Origin of the sequence: Bacillus sp. NPDC094077 (genome assembly GCF_050279465.1) — a bacterium.
GTDB lineage: Bacteria > Bacillota > Bacilli > Bacillales > Bacillaceae_G > Bacillus_A.
Map to the genome: position 1 here is coordinate 646,501 of NZ_JBNNUF010000002.1, position 16,427 is coordinate 662,927.

The following is a 16,427-nucleotide window of genomic DNA, read 5'->3' on the forward strand; positions in this document are numbered from 1 at the left end:
ATTTTACACGAACAACACATTCAAACTATTATGGACGAAGTAAAAGAGCGTCAATCCTCTTATTACAATCGTCTTTTCTAAATAACTTATAAAGGGGTAATATCTAATGAAATTTAAAGTATTCTTTTTAACGATTACCATTCAAAAAAATAAATTATCTAAGGCTGAAATGCTTCATGAACGACAAATTAATCAGGCTATGGATTATGTAAAAGAAAGACAAAGTCATTATTGTAGTCATCTGTAATATCTATTTGAAAGGAGGAACTCACATATGAAACTTCACCTTTTCTTTTTAACGATTACAATTCAAAAAGAAACGATATCTCAAAATGAAATAGAACAAGAGCAACAATATAAACAAATGATTGATGAAATTCGTGATCGTAGAAGTAAGTACTACACTCACCTATAATCGTTTAAATATAAAAGATTGAAAGGAGTCGATTATGATGTTGATGGCACGATGTAAAGAAATGATTTGGATAGTTCAGAGGGATTCCACATAGGTTTTATAAAGCATATGTCACACAAGTTTATCGTTAAATTTAATATATATAACATACAATAATATCGTATTAATACACTTTTCAATGTTATTTAACAAACAAAAGATACACCACTTAAAAAGAGGTGTATCTTTCTCAACATATACTATTTCCGACTACTTCGTTTCGTCTTAAACAATCTTACTAAGTTTGAAACGACAGTTTTTGTTACTGCATACACTGGCACTGCTAAAATCATTCCGATAATTCCCGCAAAGTTACCTACCCCTAAAATTAAGATAATAATTGTTAATGGGTGGATGTTTAATTTTGAGCTCATAATACGCGGTGAAATAATGTTACTTTCAAACTGTTGGACAATTGTTACGATGATAATTACGTACACAGCTTGCATTGGAGATACGAACAGACCTACAATAACAGCTGGTGCCGCACCAATAAATGGCCCTAAATTAGGAATGATGTTTGTAAATGCTGCAATAATTCCTAAAACGAATGCATACGGTAAATCGATAATTAAATAACCGATGAAAGTAAAAGCACCTACAAATATACAAACGAGTGCTTGCCCTTGAATATATGCAGATAATGTTTCATTCGTTTCCTTAATGATGCGAAGCCCCTCTTCACGGTAAGACTCCGGTAATAAGCTAACCGCTTTTCCTGGAAAGGCATGGCCATCTTTAAACATATAAAATAATATGAACGGTACTGTAAATATAACTAACGCAACGTTCGTAATGATACCAAATAAAGCCGTTGCACTCGACGTAACTGTGTTTGGTATATCCTTTAAATATTCAATTACATTTTTTTCAATTGTTTCAATGGAAACGTAGTTTTGTGTAGATAACCATTCAAACAACCTATGATGAGATAAATCTTGTATGTATACTTTTCCCTCTTTAATATAAGTCGGCATATTTTTCACTAAATCCATTAACTGTTGCGAGATGGTTGGAACGACTACTCCAATTGCAACTCCAGTCAATGTAATGATAAATAGGTATAGTAGTAAAATAGCTAAACCTCTAGGTACTTTTTTATTCTCCATAAAGACTAACACAGGGTTAAATATGAAGTATAAAAATAACGCAATTAAGATTGGGAAAAATAATGTTGATATGAAGATACCAATCGGTTGAAAAAGAAACGATATTTTTGTGCAAATAAATATAATTCCTACAACCATCAGCACTTCTAATGTCCAAAAGTGCACTTTCGATTTCAAAAAAACGGCCTCCTTTAAACTAGCACTTCTCTTCATTGTACCAAAATAAACATGAATTTTACATATTATTTTCCTTTACAATATTCCAAAATACCAATAAATACACTACAATGAAATTACATACAAATTTGCAGGTAAAGGTGATTAAAATGACACAATGCATCATTTGCAGAAAAGATACGACAGAACTAAGTGAACAATATGTCATCCCAGAGATATTATGTGGATATTATTTCACAAACTCAATTTGTGATACTTGCCATGAACAAATGACAACAAATGTTGATCGTCCTTTAATCAGGCATAAACTAAGTCAATATAAGATTGAGCAAATGAAAAAACAAATCGATTCCCCTCTCTATACGAATGAACATGGTGAGGAACTTGCGGCTGCTGAGACTGATGTTGTCGAAGTAAGCGATGAAATTCTTTATTCTAATGCATTAATTATGAAACTATGTAAAAAGCACGATATTTCCCTACATAATGAAATTTGGAAAGAAGAACGTGTAACGAAAGTAGCAAGTTCTATTCAACGTGAATTACTATTAGATAACCGTAAATATAAAATGAGTGTATTAAAAATGGCTTATACATTCGCTGTACAAGCAGTTGATGGCTACTTTGAAGATCAAGATGCAATTGATATTTCTACCATTCTTTCAAATGCGGATTTCGCCGAACTAAAAGAAAAAAGTATTGTTCGTGATTTAAGTAAAAGCTCTTTATGGAATACGTTAAATACAAGTAGTGAAAACCATTACTTTATTTTACTAAGCGATAAAGATGGCCTGTTCTGTTTCATTCGTCTGTTTGATATCTTTGACGTTGTCGTTCATTTATCAGAAAAAAGATATGATCTTTCATCGCCGATTGTCGGAGTAAATAATGTAAATAAACAGGAATTTTATATCCAAAGTTTAAAACAGTATATGGATGGGTTATTTAAAGAAACAGCACCTACTATTTAATCAGAACATACGGTCTCCTTTCTTGATGAAAAGACACTGTGTTATAATAAGTATGAAAAGAACAATACAATCACATAAACTAATTATAAATTGTATATAAATAAAAAAGACTAGTGTGCGGCTACACACTAGTCCACGTAACTTAGCAGATTGGATTGTTCATTTATCCTATTTGTTTCTTACAAACAAAACAACCCACATTCTATTGGCATAGGTGGGTTGTTATTTTTTGAGCTTGTCTATTAAAACGACGACGAACGTTAATAATGCAACGAGAAACAGTCCACCCTGCAGTAACAACGCTATTTCACTCATTTATTATCACCCCCCTCCTACTCGGAGAAGTGATAATTGAACAACCAACCGCACCTTAAGTTACCATTTAATTTTACCATATTTTCTGATAGTTTACGATGAAAACCCGCAAGCTAGTTACTTGCGGATTTTTTATTTCTCACTATTTTTTTAATGCATATGCATCAGCTATCATTTCACCTGATATTTCTTTCGGATAAGATTTTTTAAAACCGTCTAACCGAACGATTTCAACCCATTCCTTCACCTTATTTTTTTACATACTTATCTTTTAACGACAAATCTGCAACAATATTTTCTTCAACTGTTAACCACAGGAACAGGCGATGCTCTTGGAATATAAATCCTTGTTTCTTATTTGGTTTTGTTATGTGCCCCCCGTCAATAACAACTTCTTCTTCAAAATCATTATCTAACCCCGCAATGATTTTAAGTAGTATGCAATTGTGTAACTTCCTTTCGGGATAGTTAACTTTGTATCATGTGCGGTCATTGTAAATGAATACTGAACCTCGTAAAATAACACGATACTTTGCGATTGCTTTTCAAGTAATAAGTAATTGTGATCTACTATAGTCGAGTCGTACCTGATTTTTCTTTCTATAATTTCAATTTTGATGTACATAATTTATTCATTATTTTGTTTCCTCTTATGCTATTTCTATCCTTAATTATATCCGTTTATATAGTGATAAAGAAGTATGTAGCTATTTATTATGTTTATATAACGTTATCTACAATTACACAATAAAAACTCCTTCTTTTTTAGAAGGAGTTTTTTACTACGCGTGATGAAATTTTATTGCATTACTCACGTTTTAACCTCTCCGTAACCGCATCATAAAATTTCCGTTCCTCATCAACATTTAAATGTACACGGCTCACTGTTTTAGTAAATCCGTATAACAACTGCGCTTTTATCGGTTCTCTTAACGTTATTTCAATGGTAGCAGGTTCTTTTATAAATTCCATAACAGTTGCGTTAAGAACCTCTTTCTCTTCTTCTTTCGTTAAGGATTCACCTTTATAAAACACAATGTTATTAACTTGTGTAAATGGTATAGCAACTTTCTTTCCTAATCCAATTTGGATGATTACTTTTTCTTCTGTAACGATAATTGGATTTTTACGCATCGCTTGTATTTCCGCTAAAAAGTACAACATTGCATATACGTTTAAAATGAATAAAATCCAAGCTATTACTGGATTCCATTGATGAAGTAAATAATGAAAACCTATACTTTCAATTGCTGTCGCGTGAATAATCATGATATAAACACCTATTGCACCGGTCTTTTTGTGATAGGAATAGGTGAATTCTCCATCTGGTACTTTTACACGCCATGATAAAAACGCATAATAGATTAATTTGCACTCGGTCAGTATTACATCTACTACTTTATTTCTTTTCATAGTAGCATCAACCGCTGCATCAATTGCATAAGAAAATGACGAATACTCTCTTATATATTCTTTATACCTATCTACTATTTTAGGAAGCATCCTAACAATTTTATATAGAAGGAATAATTCTAAACCTACAAATACAATTTCTCCTGCAACTATAATATAAGAAACGAATGAAAAAGCTTGTAAATAGTTGCTTGGAATAATAAATCTTGCAAATAAATAACCAGCTATAATGACAGGAAAAATGTATGTTAACGAATATCTTTTTCGAATAATAAAGAAATACGTGATAACTGGAATAACGAATAAGAAGTCTAATAACGAACCGAGCACTACTTCTTTCGGAGCAGCTGGTACAATAGGAAGGGCATACAATAAATAGTTTGACAGCATAATGATAGCTACAATTCCGATCCAAATGCTCTTTCGCCTTCGGGATATGGATACATTCATACGTTCGTTCACTCCTCTATTTAAACACCTCATTTAAATGGTCTTTATAAAATGAAATCGCACGTTCAAATTCTTTTACTTCGTCTACTTTTACGACTGTTTCAAGCAATAATTTCATTGCTTCTTCATGATCGTTTACGTTATATTTCGCTATTGATAAAAATATTTTCATCGGATCGTTCTCTGGGAATTTTTTCACCCCAGCTTCTAATACCGCAATCGCCTTTTCATACTCCCCTATACAACGATATGTACTCCCTAAACCGATATAAGCACCGCAGAGGGATTCTCCATCAAGTCCATTTGCAATCGCCTGCTCATAATACGGAACTGCTTCTATTTCCAGCCCCATGACATCGTGTATCCAAGCACATTGATACAGTACTTCTGCATCCTTTGTAAAGTTTGTTAATCCAATCAATATTTCTTTCGCCTGCGTATATTTTTTTTCATTTCTCAATTTAATAGCTTGCTTTAATAATTGTTCCATAGGATCCACTCCTAACCGATTATTCGATATGAATATCCAATGGCATAATTTATTACATATTATGCGGCTGAATCTTCTTCTACAATCTTTAATTTACAAAACTGTTATTCGGCCGCACAATCGTTCTAACTTACTGACTATTTCTTTCGCTGTTTCATCTTTTCCAGTGCATAATTTCACATTACCGTCTTTTCCAATTACGTGATGAACTGCAGCTCTGGAGTATAAAGAATGTGGTGAGTTCGCTATCATAACATTCGCCTTAGCTTCTTTCATTCTTTTATGCGCTCGTTCAAATAACTCTTCATCACTTACATCACTTTCTAATTTAAAACCGACGATAATCGTTTCTGGATCCCACTCTTTTATTTGTTTTAATACTTTCGGTGCCTTTTGAAAATGTATAATCGGTGCAATATCACTAGAAATTTTCCCATTCATATCAAGAGCATTACCATCTTGATCACAAATCTTCTCAACAATCCAATCTGATCCAGCTGCTGCCATAATGACTGCATCGACCTTTTCATGTGTAATTATACTTTTCATTTTATCTTGCAAATCAACAATTCCTTCAAATGGATGTAATTCTAATTGACTATTTACATCATTCGGTTTCTCAGCGAAATAACCGTGTAAATATATGACGTGCGCCCCTTTAGCTATGAGCTCTTCCGCGATTATTCTTCCAATCGTACCTTTAGCCATATTCGTATGTCCACGTACTTGGTCCCATTTTTCTAAGCAACCACCGCTCGTAATTAATACCTTTTTCCCCTTCATTGTAACCATCCCTTACTGATTTTTCTTACGAAACCATTCTGTTCCAAAGTCAACTATATCACGTTGCTTCATAAGACGGCACGTTGCATTCCCTATTTTTCCGTTTGTTACAGTCCCTTTCCGCTCAAATTCTACACCAATTTCTACAAACGTATCAGATTCGTAGTCCATTTCAACAAACTCTTTCCATACTCTTTCACTGTTTTCTAAAATAGGTGCTCCTACTTTTATTAACTCACATGCACCAGAACGTACTTCAGATAAATGAACAGACGTATTGGAATCATATCCAACACCAATTAGTAATATGTATCCGTCTAAATCGTATATTTTTCTTAATGGTGATTCCTCTCCAAAACTCATTGATAGCGAATGATTCATTGTTATTTCCTTTGCATGTTTCCCCCATGCAGCAAAACTTCCTAATGGATGATTACTGCGTACTACATTTGGGTATGTACGAAAACATTCAACTATTTCCCCCATTCCTCTTGTTGGCGTAATGCGTGGATCAAATGGTGGGACGTTATCACGGATAATCTGCCACCATTCTTCAGGTACAGGAGGTCTTGACCAATGTTTCGGATCGGATAAATCTGAAGATTGTGTTGGCATAATAATTGTTCCTTCTTCTGTAACAACTCTCATTAACGCTTCTACTACCGCAACCGCCCCGCCAGAGATCCACCCGATAGAACTTAATGACGAATGAACGATAATTGTCATTCCTTTTTCGACTCCTAATGCCTTTAAATCGTTTGTAATTGTTTCAATTGTATTCGGAAATTGTGTACTTGCTACTATTTCATTCATTTTCATATCGGTTCCCCCACTAACCCCATATATTAAATTTTAACCTTATATACAAATATATTATCATATTTTTCTTAATTTTTAACTTAATTATCCACTCTATTGTAAAATGAACAAGTACAATAGTAAAACACAATAAGCAAAGCCCTAGAATAGCTGACTTTACAGCTCTATCCTAGGGCTCTCTATTACGATGTGTGAAATACTATTTGCAGGTCACATTCAACCTCATATTTTTTGCTGTGGAAGAGTCTATTTTAAAATGATTTATATAGTTTCTTTTAATATCTGTAAATTATTTAAGATATTTATTAAGAATTCACTATTTTTTCATCATCTACTTCATATTTTACTAGGCAATCATTTTCAATGATTAGTTCCTTAGCAACTAAGTTACCTGTGACACGGTCCACTATTTTTTTATAAACTTTATTTTCCCTGTATACTTTACCATCTACTTTTTTTGTAAAACGATGATCTTTATTATTTACTCATTTCAACAATTTTTATATTACCTAATTCCATACCGAGAAAATTCAAATTATTATTCCTTTAATGAAATAATAATTACCGTTTTACATGCACATTATCCTTCAATCGTAACCCCAGTAAACATCGATAAGTTTCCCGTTATTTTCTCACCTACACGTAAAAATAAACCCGCTGCCCTTCCACTTATACAGTGTGAACCAATTAGTAGTTTACCAGTATACGGACCATCCCATGTGTCAATGGTATAGTCAGGCATTTCTATGTATTGCTGGTATATTTTCCGTTGTTCAAAGTAATAGTCGGTTTTATCTTCAGCTAATAGTTCATCATTTTCGTATATAGATACTCCGCCACCTTCACGCCCGTATAGGGGTTTTGAAACATATGATTCATTTCTTTCTAAAAATGGCTTATTTGTAAAATATGTTGGTAGGAAATATTTATTAATAATGTTTCGCTCTTCTTCTTCAAAGAAAACCGCTTCTTCGTAAAGCTTCCAAATTAATGCGAGTACACTTTTATTTTGCATAACAAACGCGGCTGGTGGGTTAATAATTTTCACTCTTCCTTGCGCAATATGATCTAAAAATTGCAAACCAATCCTTTTTCCATTCTTATCAACGTCCGACACTAAATACTCTATTGGATAAAGTCTATATAAATATTTAATTATTTCTCCGCTCGGCGTATATATGCCATCATCCGCAACAACGATATCTTGAATTCCTACATACTCCGTGGCGTGATTTAAGCAATAACTTCTTAAAAATTGAACTGTTTGACGGTCTTCATCGTGCCAATCATAACTAGTAAAATATATCGTTTCTTCATTACTTATATTATAGTCATGTTTAATTTGTTCCCACGCCTGTACTATATGCTCTTCAATATGATTCGGGTGATTTACATCGTGAAAACGGCACAACACTTCATTTGCGACAGACGGTTCTAAATAACCTGTTGGAGTGTCACAATTTACTTCTATTAATTTAATATCATCACCATTTACGATAAAATCAAATCTTGTGAAATATGAAAACAAACCAGTATGTTTCATTCTTGCAATTTCCCACGTTTCAGCTGGGAATCCAAGTTTTTGAAAATCTTCTGTCGTATTTACAATATATTGATACGTTCTATATAACACATACATAATTTCTTCTGTCGCTTTCGAGATAGCGGTATAAGTGTTTATCGGCATACGATACATTCCTGTTGCCATATATTGATTCCATTCTTCATTCTCTAATAGACTTGACCACGTAAACCCATTTCGACCAGCCTCTTCCGCAAGTGAAAACCATACTTTCATATACTCTTTCTGTTCTTGTTCTGTATACATGACTCTATTATCCTTTCGCTTTATGATCCCGCTGGCGTTTTCGCGTTCCCAATGCCACTTGAACCAGAATTTACTTTCGGCGTTTGTGTCGTAGATGATTTTGGCGTATTTGTATCTGGCGTCACTTTATTTGATGGATTTGGCTGTTGCTTATTTAAATCAACTTTATTTGAAGAATTGTTGCTGCTAGTTCCACCGTAATAACCTCCACCACTGCTGCCGCCAGTTCTCCTCTCATCCTTTTCACGATAAGGAATAACATTGTTTGTGTATGGTTTCTTCATTACATTTTGTTTTACTGTATAATTCATATTTGAGGTTCTGTTTGCTAATAAATATCCTGCTACGAATGGAAGTATCGGTAAATGCGAGTTTTCATGATAAGATGAAAATGACGGATTATTCCCCTTACATAACTCATCTTTTTCTACGTTTTCCGTTGTTGGGGCTTTATCATCACAATTTAATGTTTCTTGTTCATTTTCTTGCTTCGTACCATCTGTTTTAACAGCGGTACTTTCTTGTTGTGCATTTTCTTCTTCATAATCACCACAGCCCGTTAATAAAAAAGATGACACTCCTATTGAAGTAGCGATTTTTATAAATTTACTTTTATCCATTCTCATGTGTTATACACCTAATTTCTTTCATCTATAATTTTCCAGATACCTTTATTATATAATGTAAATATTACTTTTTTCAAACTATATTCCATATGCACATTTGCATATTTTTATGCTATTTTTCCAAATAACAATGAAATCTTTCTATTCCCGGATATTTTTCTCCTAAACTTTTAATCTCAAAACCACTTTTCTTATAAAATTCTACTGCTTCACCGTCTGTCTCTGCTTCTACATACGTCAATTGATGCATTCTTACTACTTCTTTTATCATTTGCAACGCAATTCCTTGATGACGATATTTTGGCATAACAGCAATGTGACATATCCTCGCTTTCGTTCCTCCAATTACTTCAAAACCTATACAAGCCATTTCTTCATATTTATAGAATGTACCTTTATTACTTTGATAAAATAATACTGCTTTATTTAAACTTATTTCACTTGGACCAACCGCATATTGTAGTACATTTAAAATTGAAATTTTCTCAATTTGATCAACGCGTTGTAAGTTCATACTCCAATCCTTTCTATGAAATAAGACTAGCTCTTTATAAAAAAGAGCTAGTCTTATTACGCTGTTATCTTTTCTTCTTTTTTCACAACTACCGCCACATAACTATGTAGTATCATTCCGACAATAACAAGGCTCATTCCAATCCAAGATAAAGATGACGGAATTGGAGCAGATAGCCAAATGAGCTCTCCTACTAGCGCAAATAAAACTTCACCAGACTGAGTGGCTTCAACTGTTGCTAGTTTTTGCGGATCATCTTTCACAAGATCTGTCGCAAAGAAAAATAATACTGTCGCAATTAAACCCGAACTAACGGCTACAATAAAACATTGAAAAACTTGGCTACTTGATGGTAATCCATTTGCAGATACTTCGTAACCAGATAAAATAAACCAAAATGGTAAACTTGCTAATGTCATACCGAGAACCCGCTGAAATACATCTAATTCCCCTTTACAAACTTGCATCATTTTTCGATTTCCAAGAGGATACGCAAACGCTGCAATAAGGACAGGAACTACACATAAAACAGTTTCACGGATTCCTAATGAGGAAGCATGTTCTACTTGCATTAGCACAACTCCGAATAAAATAATGCTCGACATAACTAATTCCTTCATCGGAAGTTTTTTATGTAGTGGGTCTACCGCAAAAAATGGTGTTAACAAAATCCCTGCAACTATCGTAATTTGCCATGTTGAGGCAACAAGCCAACCTGGTCCGAACGCTCCAGCAAAACTAAGCGGTGCATAAAACAGACCAAATCCAACAATACTCCATACCAACCATTCTTTCGGATTGTTTTTCATAAATTGAAAGAGTTGCTTTAAGTTCCCTCTATACATGACAATGAGTAATAGCATTGGAACCATAAAATAATACCGTAATGATGCACTCCAAATCCAACTTCCACCTTCTAAGTCCATCGCACGGTTTAAAACGAAGGTAAAGGCAAAGAAGAATGATGCCAATATCCCTACTGCAATAGCTTTCATTATAAAACCCCTTGTTTAGTTTCTTCTTATACTATACAGCAAAGTGAATATAATTAAAATTCAAGATTTTCACCTTTGATGTGATCTAGCTCTATATAATTTTCTCAACCGACTAATATGAGCTTGATGATATCGATTATGATCAGCTATATGCCATATCCCCCATCTTATAGTCGCATTTTCTCCCTTTTCATAAACCACTTCCCGTGTTAAATCTTTTTCTGTTAGTTTCATACATTCTTTATAAAACATATTTTGCACTGCTTCATAAGCTTGCATTAATTCTTGCAACGTTTGTTTTTTTAAACTTGGCAGTTCTCCTACTTCATTCAACATAGGTCCATATTTAATTTTAAGTGTCCGTGGAACTTCTTCTTCCTTTAAACGGAACACCCAATGTAAATCGACAACTGCTAAATGTTGAAGTAGTTGCCCTATGCTATTTTCATTATTTTCAGACCCTTTAAAGGATAGTTCGTTTTCTTCAGTACCTTCTACTAAATTTTGCAATCTTTTAAAGGTATCAGTAACTGTTGCATACAAAATCGCTACTTGCGGGTTCATATCTTTTTCTAAATAAAGATCTTTCATGATAAACTCCCTCTCTTAAAGGAACAATACCATATGTTCATCGTCACTATACACACCATTCACCTTTATAGCCCTTTTTTCAATTCCATACGTTTTAAAGCCCACTGATTCATATAGTTTTTTTGCTGGTTCGTTTGTGGAAACAACACCTAAGGTCAATTGCTCCAAGTCCATTTCTCTTGCTCTTTCAATTGCCTTACGTATTAAATCACGCGCAAGACCACTTCTTCGATTACTTGCATCTACATACATCGCAACGATATGTCCTTTATGCTTATATGCTTCCTTTTCTTCTGTTAGTAGAGTAACAACTCCAACTAAACGATTTTCTTTATTAAAAGCACCAAATGTAAAACTACTGTTAGATGAAAGATTACTAGCAACGCGTTCAAGAGGGTTTTCTTGGCGTACTGCTTCTTCATATGTCGTTACAAATGCTTCTGGATTTACTTGCAGTGCTTGTAAACGTAGTTCCCAATATTGCTCTGCATCCACTTTTGTAAGTAATCGAATCATTTTATCTATCCCCTTTTTAATTGACATAATATTTTTATATGCTATTAATTTTCGATTCATACTCTTCTTTTAATATACTGTAACGATAGCGATGAATGAATTTACCATGACGATAGCGATCATTTCTCATAATTCCTTCACAAACAAATCCAGCCTTTTCGTAACTCCTTCTCGCTTGTACATTATCTTCATCTACACGTAGCCAAATTTTCTCCAATTTGAACTGAAAGAATCCTATTTGTAGCATACTATATAGAGCTGCCATTCCATACCCTTTTCCCCAATACTCTTTCTTTCCAATTGCAATGCCTAGTTCTGCATTTTTATTTGTTTTATCAAAGTTTTTAAGGTCTACCCACCCAATGTGTATAGCTTTATCTGTAACTATAGCTCTTTGTTCATAACCATTCTCTCGACTAATACATGCTTCAATCCATTTTCTCGTATCGTCACGAGTGAACGGAGGATATTGGTCTGGTACGACTAAATGTTTTGTTACTTCCGTATCTAATGACCATTGATAGCGATCTTCTACATCATCTAGTGTCAATTCTCTTAATTGAACGAATGGTACATTCATATTGCTATCCCCTTTTCATTTGCCAATAAAAAATCCTTCGAACACTCTTCCTCCATACTGTGTTAACGTCTTTTCTACAAAATTAGTTAATTCACTTTTCCCTCCTGTTTTATAAAAATGATCAAAAGCCGCTACAAATTGGTCTGCATATTGTTCATCATATCTTCTTAACACTCTTATAAACCATTTTGAATTTCCAAGCCATTGACCATTTACTCTTAATACATATTCATGTACTAATTCCGCTAATAAATTGGCAATGAATAATTCTTCTTCTCTCTTAGATGCACCAATAAAATCATCCAAAGTATCCGTAATAAAATACCTTTTCTGCTTCATCGTCTCTTCATTCCATTTTTCTGGACCTTTAGTTAATAGATTATTCGCTTCCTTTTTTAACATCTCAACAATTTCATGTTTTCCTTTTAATATAACCCCTTCGGAAACTAATTGAGGTAAAGAAGGTCTCCCGCGATCACAATCCATTTTAAAAAAGGTTTTATACGTTTCAAAATTATGTACGAATACTTCAACAGGCCATCCATTACTATAGAAGGATTCCCTATAACAAGATGACAAACTATTATCTACTATTACTATATCAAGATCAGATGTTTTTGTCGCTTCACCTCGTGCAACACTTCCTCCCAGTAAAGCAACATCACAATTTGGAAATTGTGATGTAATTATGCTTTGTGCCGCTTCAATTGGTTTCATACTCTTTTCCCCTTCTCTTATTTTACTTTCTTTTTTCGGCTCTTTCTCTCGCCTTTTTTATATATGCTTCAGCATCTGGTGTTTTACATGACGTTGCACCGTGATCAACCTTTACTTTTCCAATTTCACGAGCAATTTCAACTGCTTGTCGTTCTAAGTATTCATTACGAATTCCAATCGCGATTAAAGCGCTATTCATAGCTTCTTTTTTTCTATTTTTTTCATTATGTATATGGATTTTAATCTCTTTTAAATACGGTAAGAAGAAATCATCGTTTAACGTTTTATTTTTCATCGTAATATTTGCTAATAAAGACCATCCTGCTCTCCCGATCCATTCATCATTAGATTTCGTCCACTCCTCCATTCTTTCTATTGCAATTGGCGAAGTGCATATAGACGTCATAAGAACATCCATTAAACAATAATAATCAACATCCTGCACCCAACTATTAAGCTGATTTGACGTGAGTTTCTTCGGATCTAATATATATGTCGCTAAAGTCATTGCGTCCATATTTTTCGTTTTCCATAGCGAGATTGCTAAATCATGATCTTTTTTTATCTTCTTTTTTAACAATTTTAAATTCGCAAAGCTAACCCCGAATAGCGGCTCTTTCGCCCCGTGGTTTTTATACGTTTTTCGATTTTGCTCCGTTCCATATTCTTCTAATTGTTGCATTACTTCTTCAAGCATCATATGTCCACCTCTTTTCATGTTGACTTCACATGTGTATGTACGATATATTCTACATTATTTTTTGATTTTCCTATAATTATTTTTAAAGTACGGTATGTGAAGTTATCAATATTTCATTATAAAACAAAATACACTTTCTTTTTTTATTTTTCATTCATACTTTGTATGTAATACTCCGCTAACGCATTCAACGGATTGATTACCTTCCTTCCTATCCTATTTTCAACTTTTGTTGCAGCATCCACCATTGATAATTGTGCCACTGAAATCATTTCGTTTCTATCTTTCATTCTTTCATATAAGTACTTTTCTAATTTAGTATCATGCTCCTCTTTATGACCTTGCCTAATTAACTCAAATATATCATCTATCACTTCTACTTTTACATGTATAGATTTATTTTTCTGCTGGGCGTATTGTTTTAAACGTTTCATCGTCCCTGAAACAGTGCTAGCATTCGTAAAAAGTATTGTTTGTGGCTTTTCAATATGACAAATCAGTTCAAAAAATGGCTCGTCTATTTTCAAAATAGGAATGTTTATTTTGAAATTCTCATTTAATAACGTAATATAATCTGTACAAGTTATTAGGAGTGCATCTATATCACTTTCAGCTATATATTTTATAATATCTTTTAATTTATTTCGGGCAACTTCTCTTTCAAATTCACTCTCTATTTTTAGACTGTGTGCTATGATAGGATCTACAAAATGGAGTATTTCTATTTCAAAAGATTGTAGTATGTGTTCAATGTATTCAATATTTGAATAATGAGCATGTAAACAAGCTAATTTTTTCATACTTCCCCTCCCTTTTCAAAACAAACAAGCAAATTTAAACCGCTATTAATGCAATATATTTCATTCAATTCTTCTTTCATTTCTTCAAACCTGCAAAGACGCTAAAATCTTGCATATTTTTCATAAACTTTTTTGCGCTTGTAACAAAGTTTTTTTGCATTTACCTACCTATAATTGCTAATATAGTAGAGTAGAACTTTTATAGAGAGAAGGAAAATTATGCACAATGGAATTCGGATGACAACTTTAGTGAAAAGAGCTCTGTTGATTTGCGCTGGGGTATTATTTACATACGAAGCCGCTTACGGATCAACACATACTGCTCTAGCAAGTACAGAGGATAATGTAAAATCAGTTCAACTTGTAAGTGAGATTCAAACTTCTCTTGCACCGAAAGAAGCTCCAAAACAATATAATGGGCAGGTTAGAAAAGTAGCTTATTTAACATTTGATGACGGTCCTGGAAAATATACAGCTGAGCTTTTAGATATGTTAAAGAGAGAAAATGCAAAAGCAACATTCTTCCTAATCGGTTCAAATGTGAAAGCTTTCCCTGATCTTGTAAAACGCGAAAATGCTGAAGGCCACTATGTTGGGATGCACAGTATGACTCATAACTACAAGAAACTTTACACAGAAGGTCATTACGTTGATGAAATGAAAGAAGACCAAGGCTTAATCGCTGGCGTCCTAGGAAAATCACCCGTATTAACTCGTCCTGCTTACGGCTCAATGCCAGGCTTAAATGAAGCACTTCGCAACAAAGTTGTTGAAAATGGTTTAAAAGTTTGGGATTGGACAATTGATTCATTAGACTGGAAATACAACAAAATGCCGGTTGACGCTGCATCTGCTAAAATCGTAGAAAACGTTCTAAATGGTGCTAACAAGCCAACAGAAGTTATCCTTATGCACGATATTCATCCACAATCTGTTAAAGCAGTACCTGGAATTATTAAAGGACTGAAAGAAAAAGGATATGAATTAGAAAGTTATAGTGAGAACGAACACTTCCCGTTAAACTTCTGGCATGATAATCGTATGTAATAAAAAGACTTGATTTCCTCTAGTAGGTTATCAAGTCTTTTTTTATCGTTTTTGGAATCTCCTTTGTTGCTCCTCTACCGCACAAATTATGTGTTCTCTTTCCTCATTCGTCATATTGATTACGAATGAATACGCTTCTTCCTTACACCAAGAAGGTTTACTTTCATAAGATAAATGAATTCGTATATCAAATCCCCCTTCCTTTTCCCCGATATATTCAAAGGTTAAATTGGGTTCTGTAAAACTCAGTTCGTCATATGTAGGGTTTGGTAATGATCGAAACCATTTTATCATGTACTTTAGTTCGCCTGTTTCTAAACAAGGATCTATCGTTTCAAAAACTCTATTTTTTTCCACGAGTTTTATCCTTGCCATTAACCAACTCCTATCCCATTCGTCTTCTGCATCTTTAAATTGATATTTTACAACCCCTAAATACATTGATACTTTTTCATTTTGAAAAATCATGATTAACTCCCTTCTATCTTTAAATCGTCAATTTATAAAATTCCAAATATGTAATCTCTTATTT

Annotated in this window: 22 protein-coding genes and 3 pseudogenes; 5 read left to right on the forward strand and 20 right to left on the reverse strand. The window is 33.6% G+C overall.

What is annotated here, in order from left to right; translation table 11 throughout:
• From ACQKNR_RS08235 to ACQKNR_RS08245, 3 genes are read left to right on the forward strand one after another with little or no spacing between them, the layout of a single operon-like run.
• A complete protein-coding gene (locus tag ACQKNR_RS08235) occupies positions 1–81 on the forward strand; it encodes a YrzI family small protein (RefSeq protein ID WP_427317028.1) in 81 nt (26 codons plus the stop codon).
• Between the two features lie 25 nt (positions 82–106).
• The gene (locus ACQKNR_RS08240; protein WP_427316848.1) at positions 107–247 is read left to right on the forward strand and encodes a YrzI family small protein; all 141 of its coding nucleotides are present in this window, start codon (positions 107–109) and stop codon (positions 245–247) included.
• A gap of 27 nt (positions 248–274) precedes the next feature.
• Positions 275–415 carry a YrzI family small protein gene (locus tag ACQKNR_RS08245; RefSeq protein ID WP_427316849.1) on the forward strand — a complete coding sequence of 47 codons (141 nt, stop codon included), beginning with the start codon at positions 275–277 and terminating at the stop codon, positions 413–415.
• A gap of 239 nt (positions 416–654) precedes the next feature.
• On the opposite strand, the gene ACQKNR_RS08250 is transcribed toward ACQKNR_RS08245, so the two are convergent.
• A complete protein-coding gene (locus ACQKNR_RS08250; RefSeq protein ID WP_427316851.1) occupies positions 655–1,740 on the reverse strand; it encodes an AI-2E family transporter in 1,086 nt (361 codons plus the stop codon).
• Between the two features lie 110 nt (positions 1,741–1,850).
• On the opposite strand from ACQKNR_RS08250, the gene ACQKNR_RS08255 reads away from it, so the two are divergent.
• Positions 1,851–2,711, forward strand: coding sequence for an HNH endonuclease (locus ACQKNR_RS08255; RefSeq protein WP_427316853.1), 861 nt, complete (start codon positions 1,851–1,853; stop codon positions 2,709–2,711).
• Between the two features lie 222 nt (positions 2,712–2,933).
• On the opposite strand, the gene ACQKNR_RS08260 is transcribed toward ACQKNR_RS08255, so the two are convergent.
• The 18 genes and pseudogenes from ACQKNR_RS08260 to ACQKNR_RS08345 form a co-directional block, all read right to left on the reverse strand.
• Positions 2,934–3,026 (reverse strand): putative holin-like toxin, encoded by a 93-nt coding sequence (locus ACQKNR_RS08260; protein ID WP_001289320.1) that lies wholly within the window; start codon positions 3,024–3,026, stop codon positions 2,934–2,936.
• Between the two features lie 172 nt (positions 3,027–3,198).
• Positions 3,199–3,463, reverse strand: a pseudogene (locus tag ACQKNR_RS08265) (ATP-binding cassette domain-containing protein); the annotation flags it as partial.
• Positions 3,454–3,662 (reverse strand): annotated as a pseudogene (locus ACQKNR_RS08270) (DUF402 domain-containing protein); the annotation flags it as partial. The pseudogenes ACQKNR_RS08270 and ACQKNR_RS08265, both read right to left, overlap by 10 nt.
• Positions 3,663–3,833: 171 nt before the next feature.
• Positions 3,834–4,889: a hypothetical protein gene (locus ACQKNR_RS08275; RefSeq protein WP_427316855.1), complete on the reverse strand. Its 1,056-nt coding sequence runs from the start codon at positions 4,887–4,889 to the stop codon at positions 3,834–3,836.
• 16 nt (positions 4,890–4,905) lie between these two features.
• Positions 4,906–5,379 carry a tetratricopeptide repeat protein gene (locus ACQKNR_RS08280; protein ID WP_427316857.1) on the reverse strand — a complete coding sequence of 158 codons (474 nt, stop codon included), beginning with the start codon at positions 5,377–5,379 and terminating at the stop codon, positions 4,906–4,908.
• Positions 5,380–5,472: 93 nt separating this feature from the next.
• On the reverse strand, positions 5,473–6,171 hold the full coding sequence (locus ACQKNR_RS08285; protein ID WP_427316859.1) for a phosphopantothenoylcysteine decarboxylase: 699 nt from the start codon (positions 6,169–6,171) through the stop codon (positions 5,473–5,475).
• Positions 6,172–6,174: 3 nt separating this feature from the next.
• A complete protein-coding gene (locus tag ACQKNR_RS08290) occupies positions 6,175–6,975 on the reverse strand; it encodes an aminoglycoside N(3)-acetyltransferase (RefSeq protein ID WP_427317030.1) in 801 nt (266 codons plus the stop codon).
• Between the two features lie 311 nt (positions 6,976–7,286).
• Positions 7,287–7,457, reverse strand: a pseudogene (locus ACQKNR_RS08295) (VanW family protein); the annotation flags it as partial.
• Between the two features lie 104 nt (positions 7,458–7,561).
• Positions 7,562–8,809 (reverse strand): glutathionylspermidine synthase family protein, encoded by a 1,248-nt coding sequence (locus ACQKNR_RS08300; RefSeq protein WP_427316861.1) that lies wholly within the window; start codon positions 8,807–8,809, stop codon positions 7,562–7,564.
• Between the two features lie 20 nt (positions 8,810–8,829).
• On the reverse strand, positions 8,830–9,435 hold the full coding sequence (locus tag ACQKNR_RS08305; RefSeq protein WP_427316863.1) for a hypothetical protein: 606 nt from the start codon (positions 9,433–9,435) through the stop codon (positions 8,830–8,832).
• A gap of 112 nt (positions 9,436–9,547) precedes the next feature.
• Entirely contained in the window at positions 9,548–9,949 is a 402-nt protein-coding gene (locus tag ACQKNR_RS08310) for a GNAT family N-acetyltransferase (RefSeq protein WP_427316865.1), read from the reverse strand.
• A 56-nt stretch (positions 9,950–10,005) separates the two neighbouring features.
• Entirely contained in the window at positions 10,006–10,944 is a 939-nt protein-coding gene (locus ACQKNR_RS08315) for a DMT family transporter (protein ID WP_427316867.1), read from the reverse strand.
• A gap of 69 nt (positions 10,945–11,013) precedes the next feature.
• The gene (locus tag ACQKNR_RS08320) at positions 11,014–11,535 is read right to left on the reverse strand and encodes a DinB family protein (RefSeq protein WP_427316869.1); all 522 of its coding nucleotides are present in this window, start codon (positions 11,533–11,535) and stop codon (positions 11,014–11,016) included.
• Between the two features lie 15 nt (positions 11,536–11,550).
• Entirely contained in the window at positions 11,551–12,051 is a 501-nt protein-coding gene (locus ACQKNR_RS08325; protein ID WP_427316871.1) for a GNAT family N-acetyltransferase, read from the reverse strand.
• A 34-nt stretch (positions 12,052–12,085) separates the two neighbouring features.
• The gene (locus tag ACQKNR_RS08330; protein WP_427316873.1) at positions 12,086–12,631 is read right to left on the reverse strand and encodes a GNAT family N-acetyltransferase; all 546 of its coding nucleotides are present in this window, start codon (positions 12,629–12,631) and stop codon (positions 12,086–12,088) included.
• A gap of 15 nt (positions 12,632–12,646) precedes the next feature.
• A complete protein-coding gene (locus ACQKNR_RS08335; RefSeq protein ID WP_427316875.1) occupies positions 12,647–13,348 on the reverse strand; it encodes a nucleotidyltransferase domain-containing protein in 702 nt (233 codons plus the stop codon).
• A 22-nt stretch (positions 13,349–13,370) separates the two neighbouring features.
• On the reverse strand, positions 13,371–14,048 hold the full coding sequence (locus tag ACQKNR_RS08340; RefSeq protein ID WP_427316877.1) for a DNA alkylation repair protein: 678 nt from the start codon (positions 14,046–14,048) through the stop codon (positions 13,371–13,373).
• A 143-nt stretch (positions 14,049–14,191) separates the two neighbouring features.
• Complete coding sequence (locus ACQKNR_RS08345; protein ID WP_427316879.1) at positions 14,192–14,848, reverse strand: hypothetical protein; 657 nt, start codon at positions 14,846–14,848, stop codon at positions 14,192–14,194.
• 219 nt (positions 14,849–15,067) lie between these two features.
• Here ACQKNR_RS08345 and ACQKNR_RS08350 point away from each other — a divergent pair, with 219 nt between their 5' ends.
• Positions 15,068–15,895, forward strand: a complete 828-nt coding sequence (locus ACQKNR_RS08350; protein ID WP_427316881.1) for a peptidoglycan-N-acetylglucosamine deacetylase — start codon at positions 15,068–15,070, stop codon at positions 15,893–15,895.
• Positions 15,896–15,937: 42 nt separating this feature from the next.
• Here ACQKNR_RS08350 and ACQKNR_RS08355 read toward each other — a convergent pair whose 3' ends face one another.
• Entirely contained in the window at positions 15,938–16,363 is a 426-nt protein-coding gene (locus tag ACQKNR_RS08355) for a WapI family immunity protein (RefSeq protein ID WP_427316883.1), read from the reverse strand.
• Between the last annotated feature and the right edge of the window lie 64 nt (positions 16,364–16,427).

Excerpts from the sequence above, each read along its gene's own strand:
- ACQKNR_RS08260 (WP_001289320.1), bottom strand. The coding sequence starts at position 3,026 with ATGAGTGAAATAGCGTTGTTACTGCAGGGTGGACTGTTTCTCGTTGCA.
- ACQKNR_RS08290 (WP_427317030.1), bottom strand. The coding sequence starts at position 6,975 with ATGAATGAAATAGTAGCAAGTACACAATTTCCGAATACAATTGAAACA.
- ACQKNR_RS08245 (WP_427316849.1), top strand. The coding sequence starts at position 275 with ATGAAACTTCACCTTTTCTTTTTAACGATTACAATTCAAAAAGAAACG.
- ACQKNR_RS08335 (WP_427316875.1), bottom strand. The coding sequence starts at position 13,348 with ATGAAACCAATTGAAGCGGCACAAAGCATAATTACATCACAATTTCCA.
- ACQKNR_RS08275 (WP_427316855.1), bottom strand. The coding sequence starts at position 4,889 with ATGAATGTATCCATATCCCGAAGGCGAAAGAGCATTTGGATCGGAATT.
- ACQKNR_RS08325 (WP_427316871.1), bottom strand. The coding sequence starts at position 12,051 with ATGATTCGATTACTTACAAAAGTGGATGCAGAGCAATATTGGGAACTA.
- ACQKNR_RS08330 (WP_427316873.1), bottom strand. The coding sequence starts at position 12,631 with ATGAATGTACCATTCGTTCAATTAAGAGAATTGACACTAGATGATGTA.
- ACQKNR_RS08240 (WP_427316848.1), top strand. The coding sequence starts at position 107 with ATGAAATTTAAAGTATTCTTTTTAACGATTACCATTCAAAAAAATAAA.
- ACQKNR_RS08345 (WP_427316879.1), bottom strand. The coding sequence starts at position 14,848 with ATGAAAAAATTAGCTTGTTTACATGCTCATTATTCAAATATTGAATAC.
- ACQKNR_RS08320 (WP_427316869.1), bottom strand. The coding sequence starts at position 11,535 with ATGAAAGATCTTTATTTAGAAAAAGATATGAACCCGCAAGTAGCGATT.
- ACQKNR_RS08310 (WP_427316865.1), bottom strand. The coding sequence starts at position 9,949 with ATGAACTTACAACGCGTTGATCAAATTGAGAAAATTTCAATTTTAAAT.
- ACQKNR_RS08255 (WP_427316853.1), top strand. The coding sequence starts at position 1,851 with ATGAAATTACATACAAATTTGCAGGTAAAGGTGATTAAAATGACACAA.
- ACQKNR_RS08280 (WP_427316857.1), bottom strand. The coding sequence starts at position 5,379 with ATGGAACAATTATTAAAGCAAGCTATTAAATTGAGAAATGAAAAAAAA.
- ACQKNR_RS08305 (WP_427316863.1), bottom strand. The coding sequence starts at position 9,435 with ATGAGAATGGATAAAAGTAAATTTATAAAAATCGCTACTTCAATAGGA.
- ACQKNR_RS08285 (WP_427316859.1), bottom strand. The coding sequence starts at position 6,171 with ATGGTTACAATGAAGGGGAAAAAGGTATTAATTACGAGCGGTGGTTGC.
- ACQKNR_RS08300 (WP_427316861.1), bottom strand. The coding sequence starts at position 8,809 with ATGTATACAGAACAAGAACAGAAAGAGTATATGAAAGTATGGTTTTCA.
- ACQKNR_RS08350 (WP_427316881.1), top strand. The coding sequence starts at position 15,068 with ATGCACAATGGAATTCGGATGACAACTTTAGTGAAAAGAGCTCTGTTG.
- ACQKNR_RS08315 (WP_427316867.1), bottom strand. The coding sequence starts at position 10,944 with ATGAAAGCTATTGCAGTAGGGATATTGGCATCATTCTTCTTTGCCTTT.
- ACQKNR_RS08355 (WP_427316883.1), bottom strand. The coding sequence starts at position 16,363 with ATGATTTTTCAAAATGAAAAAGTATCAATGTATTTAGGGGTTGTAAAA.
- ACQKNR_RS08340 (WP_427316877.1), bottom strand. The coding sequence starts at position 14,048 with ATGATGCTTGAAGAAGTAATGCAACAATTAGAAGAATATGGAACGGAG.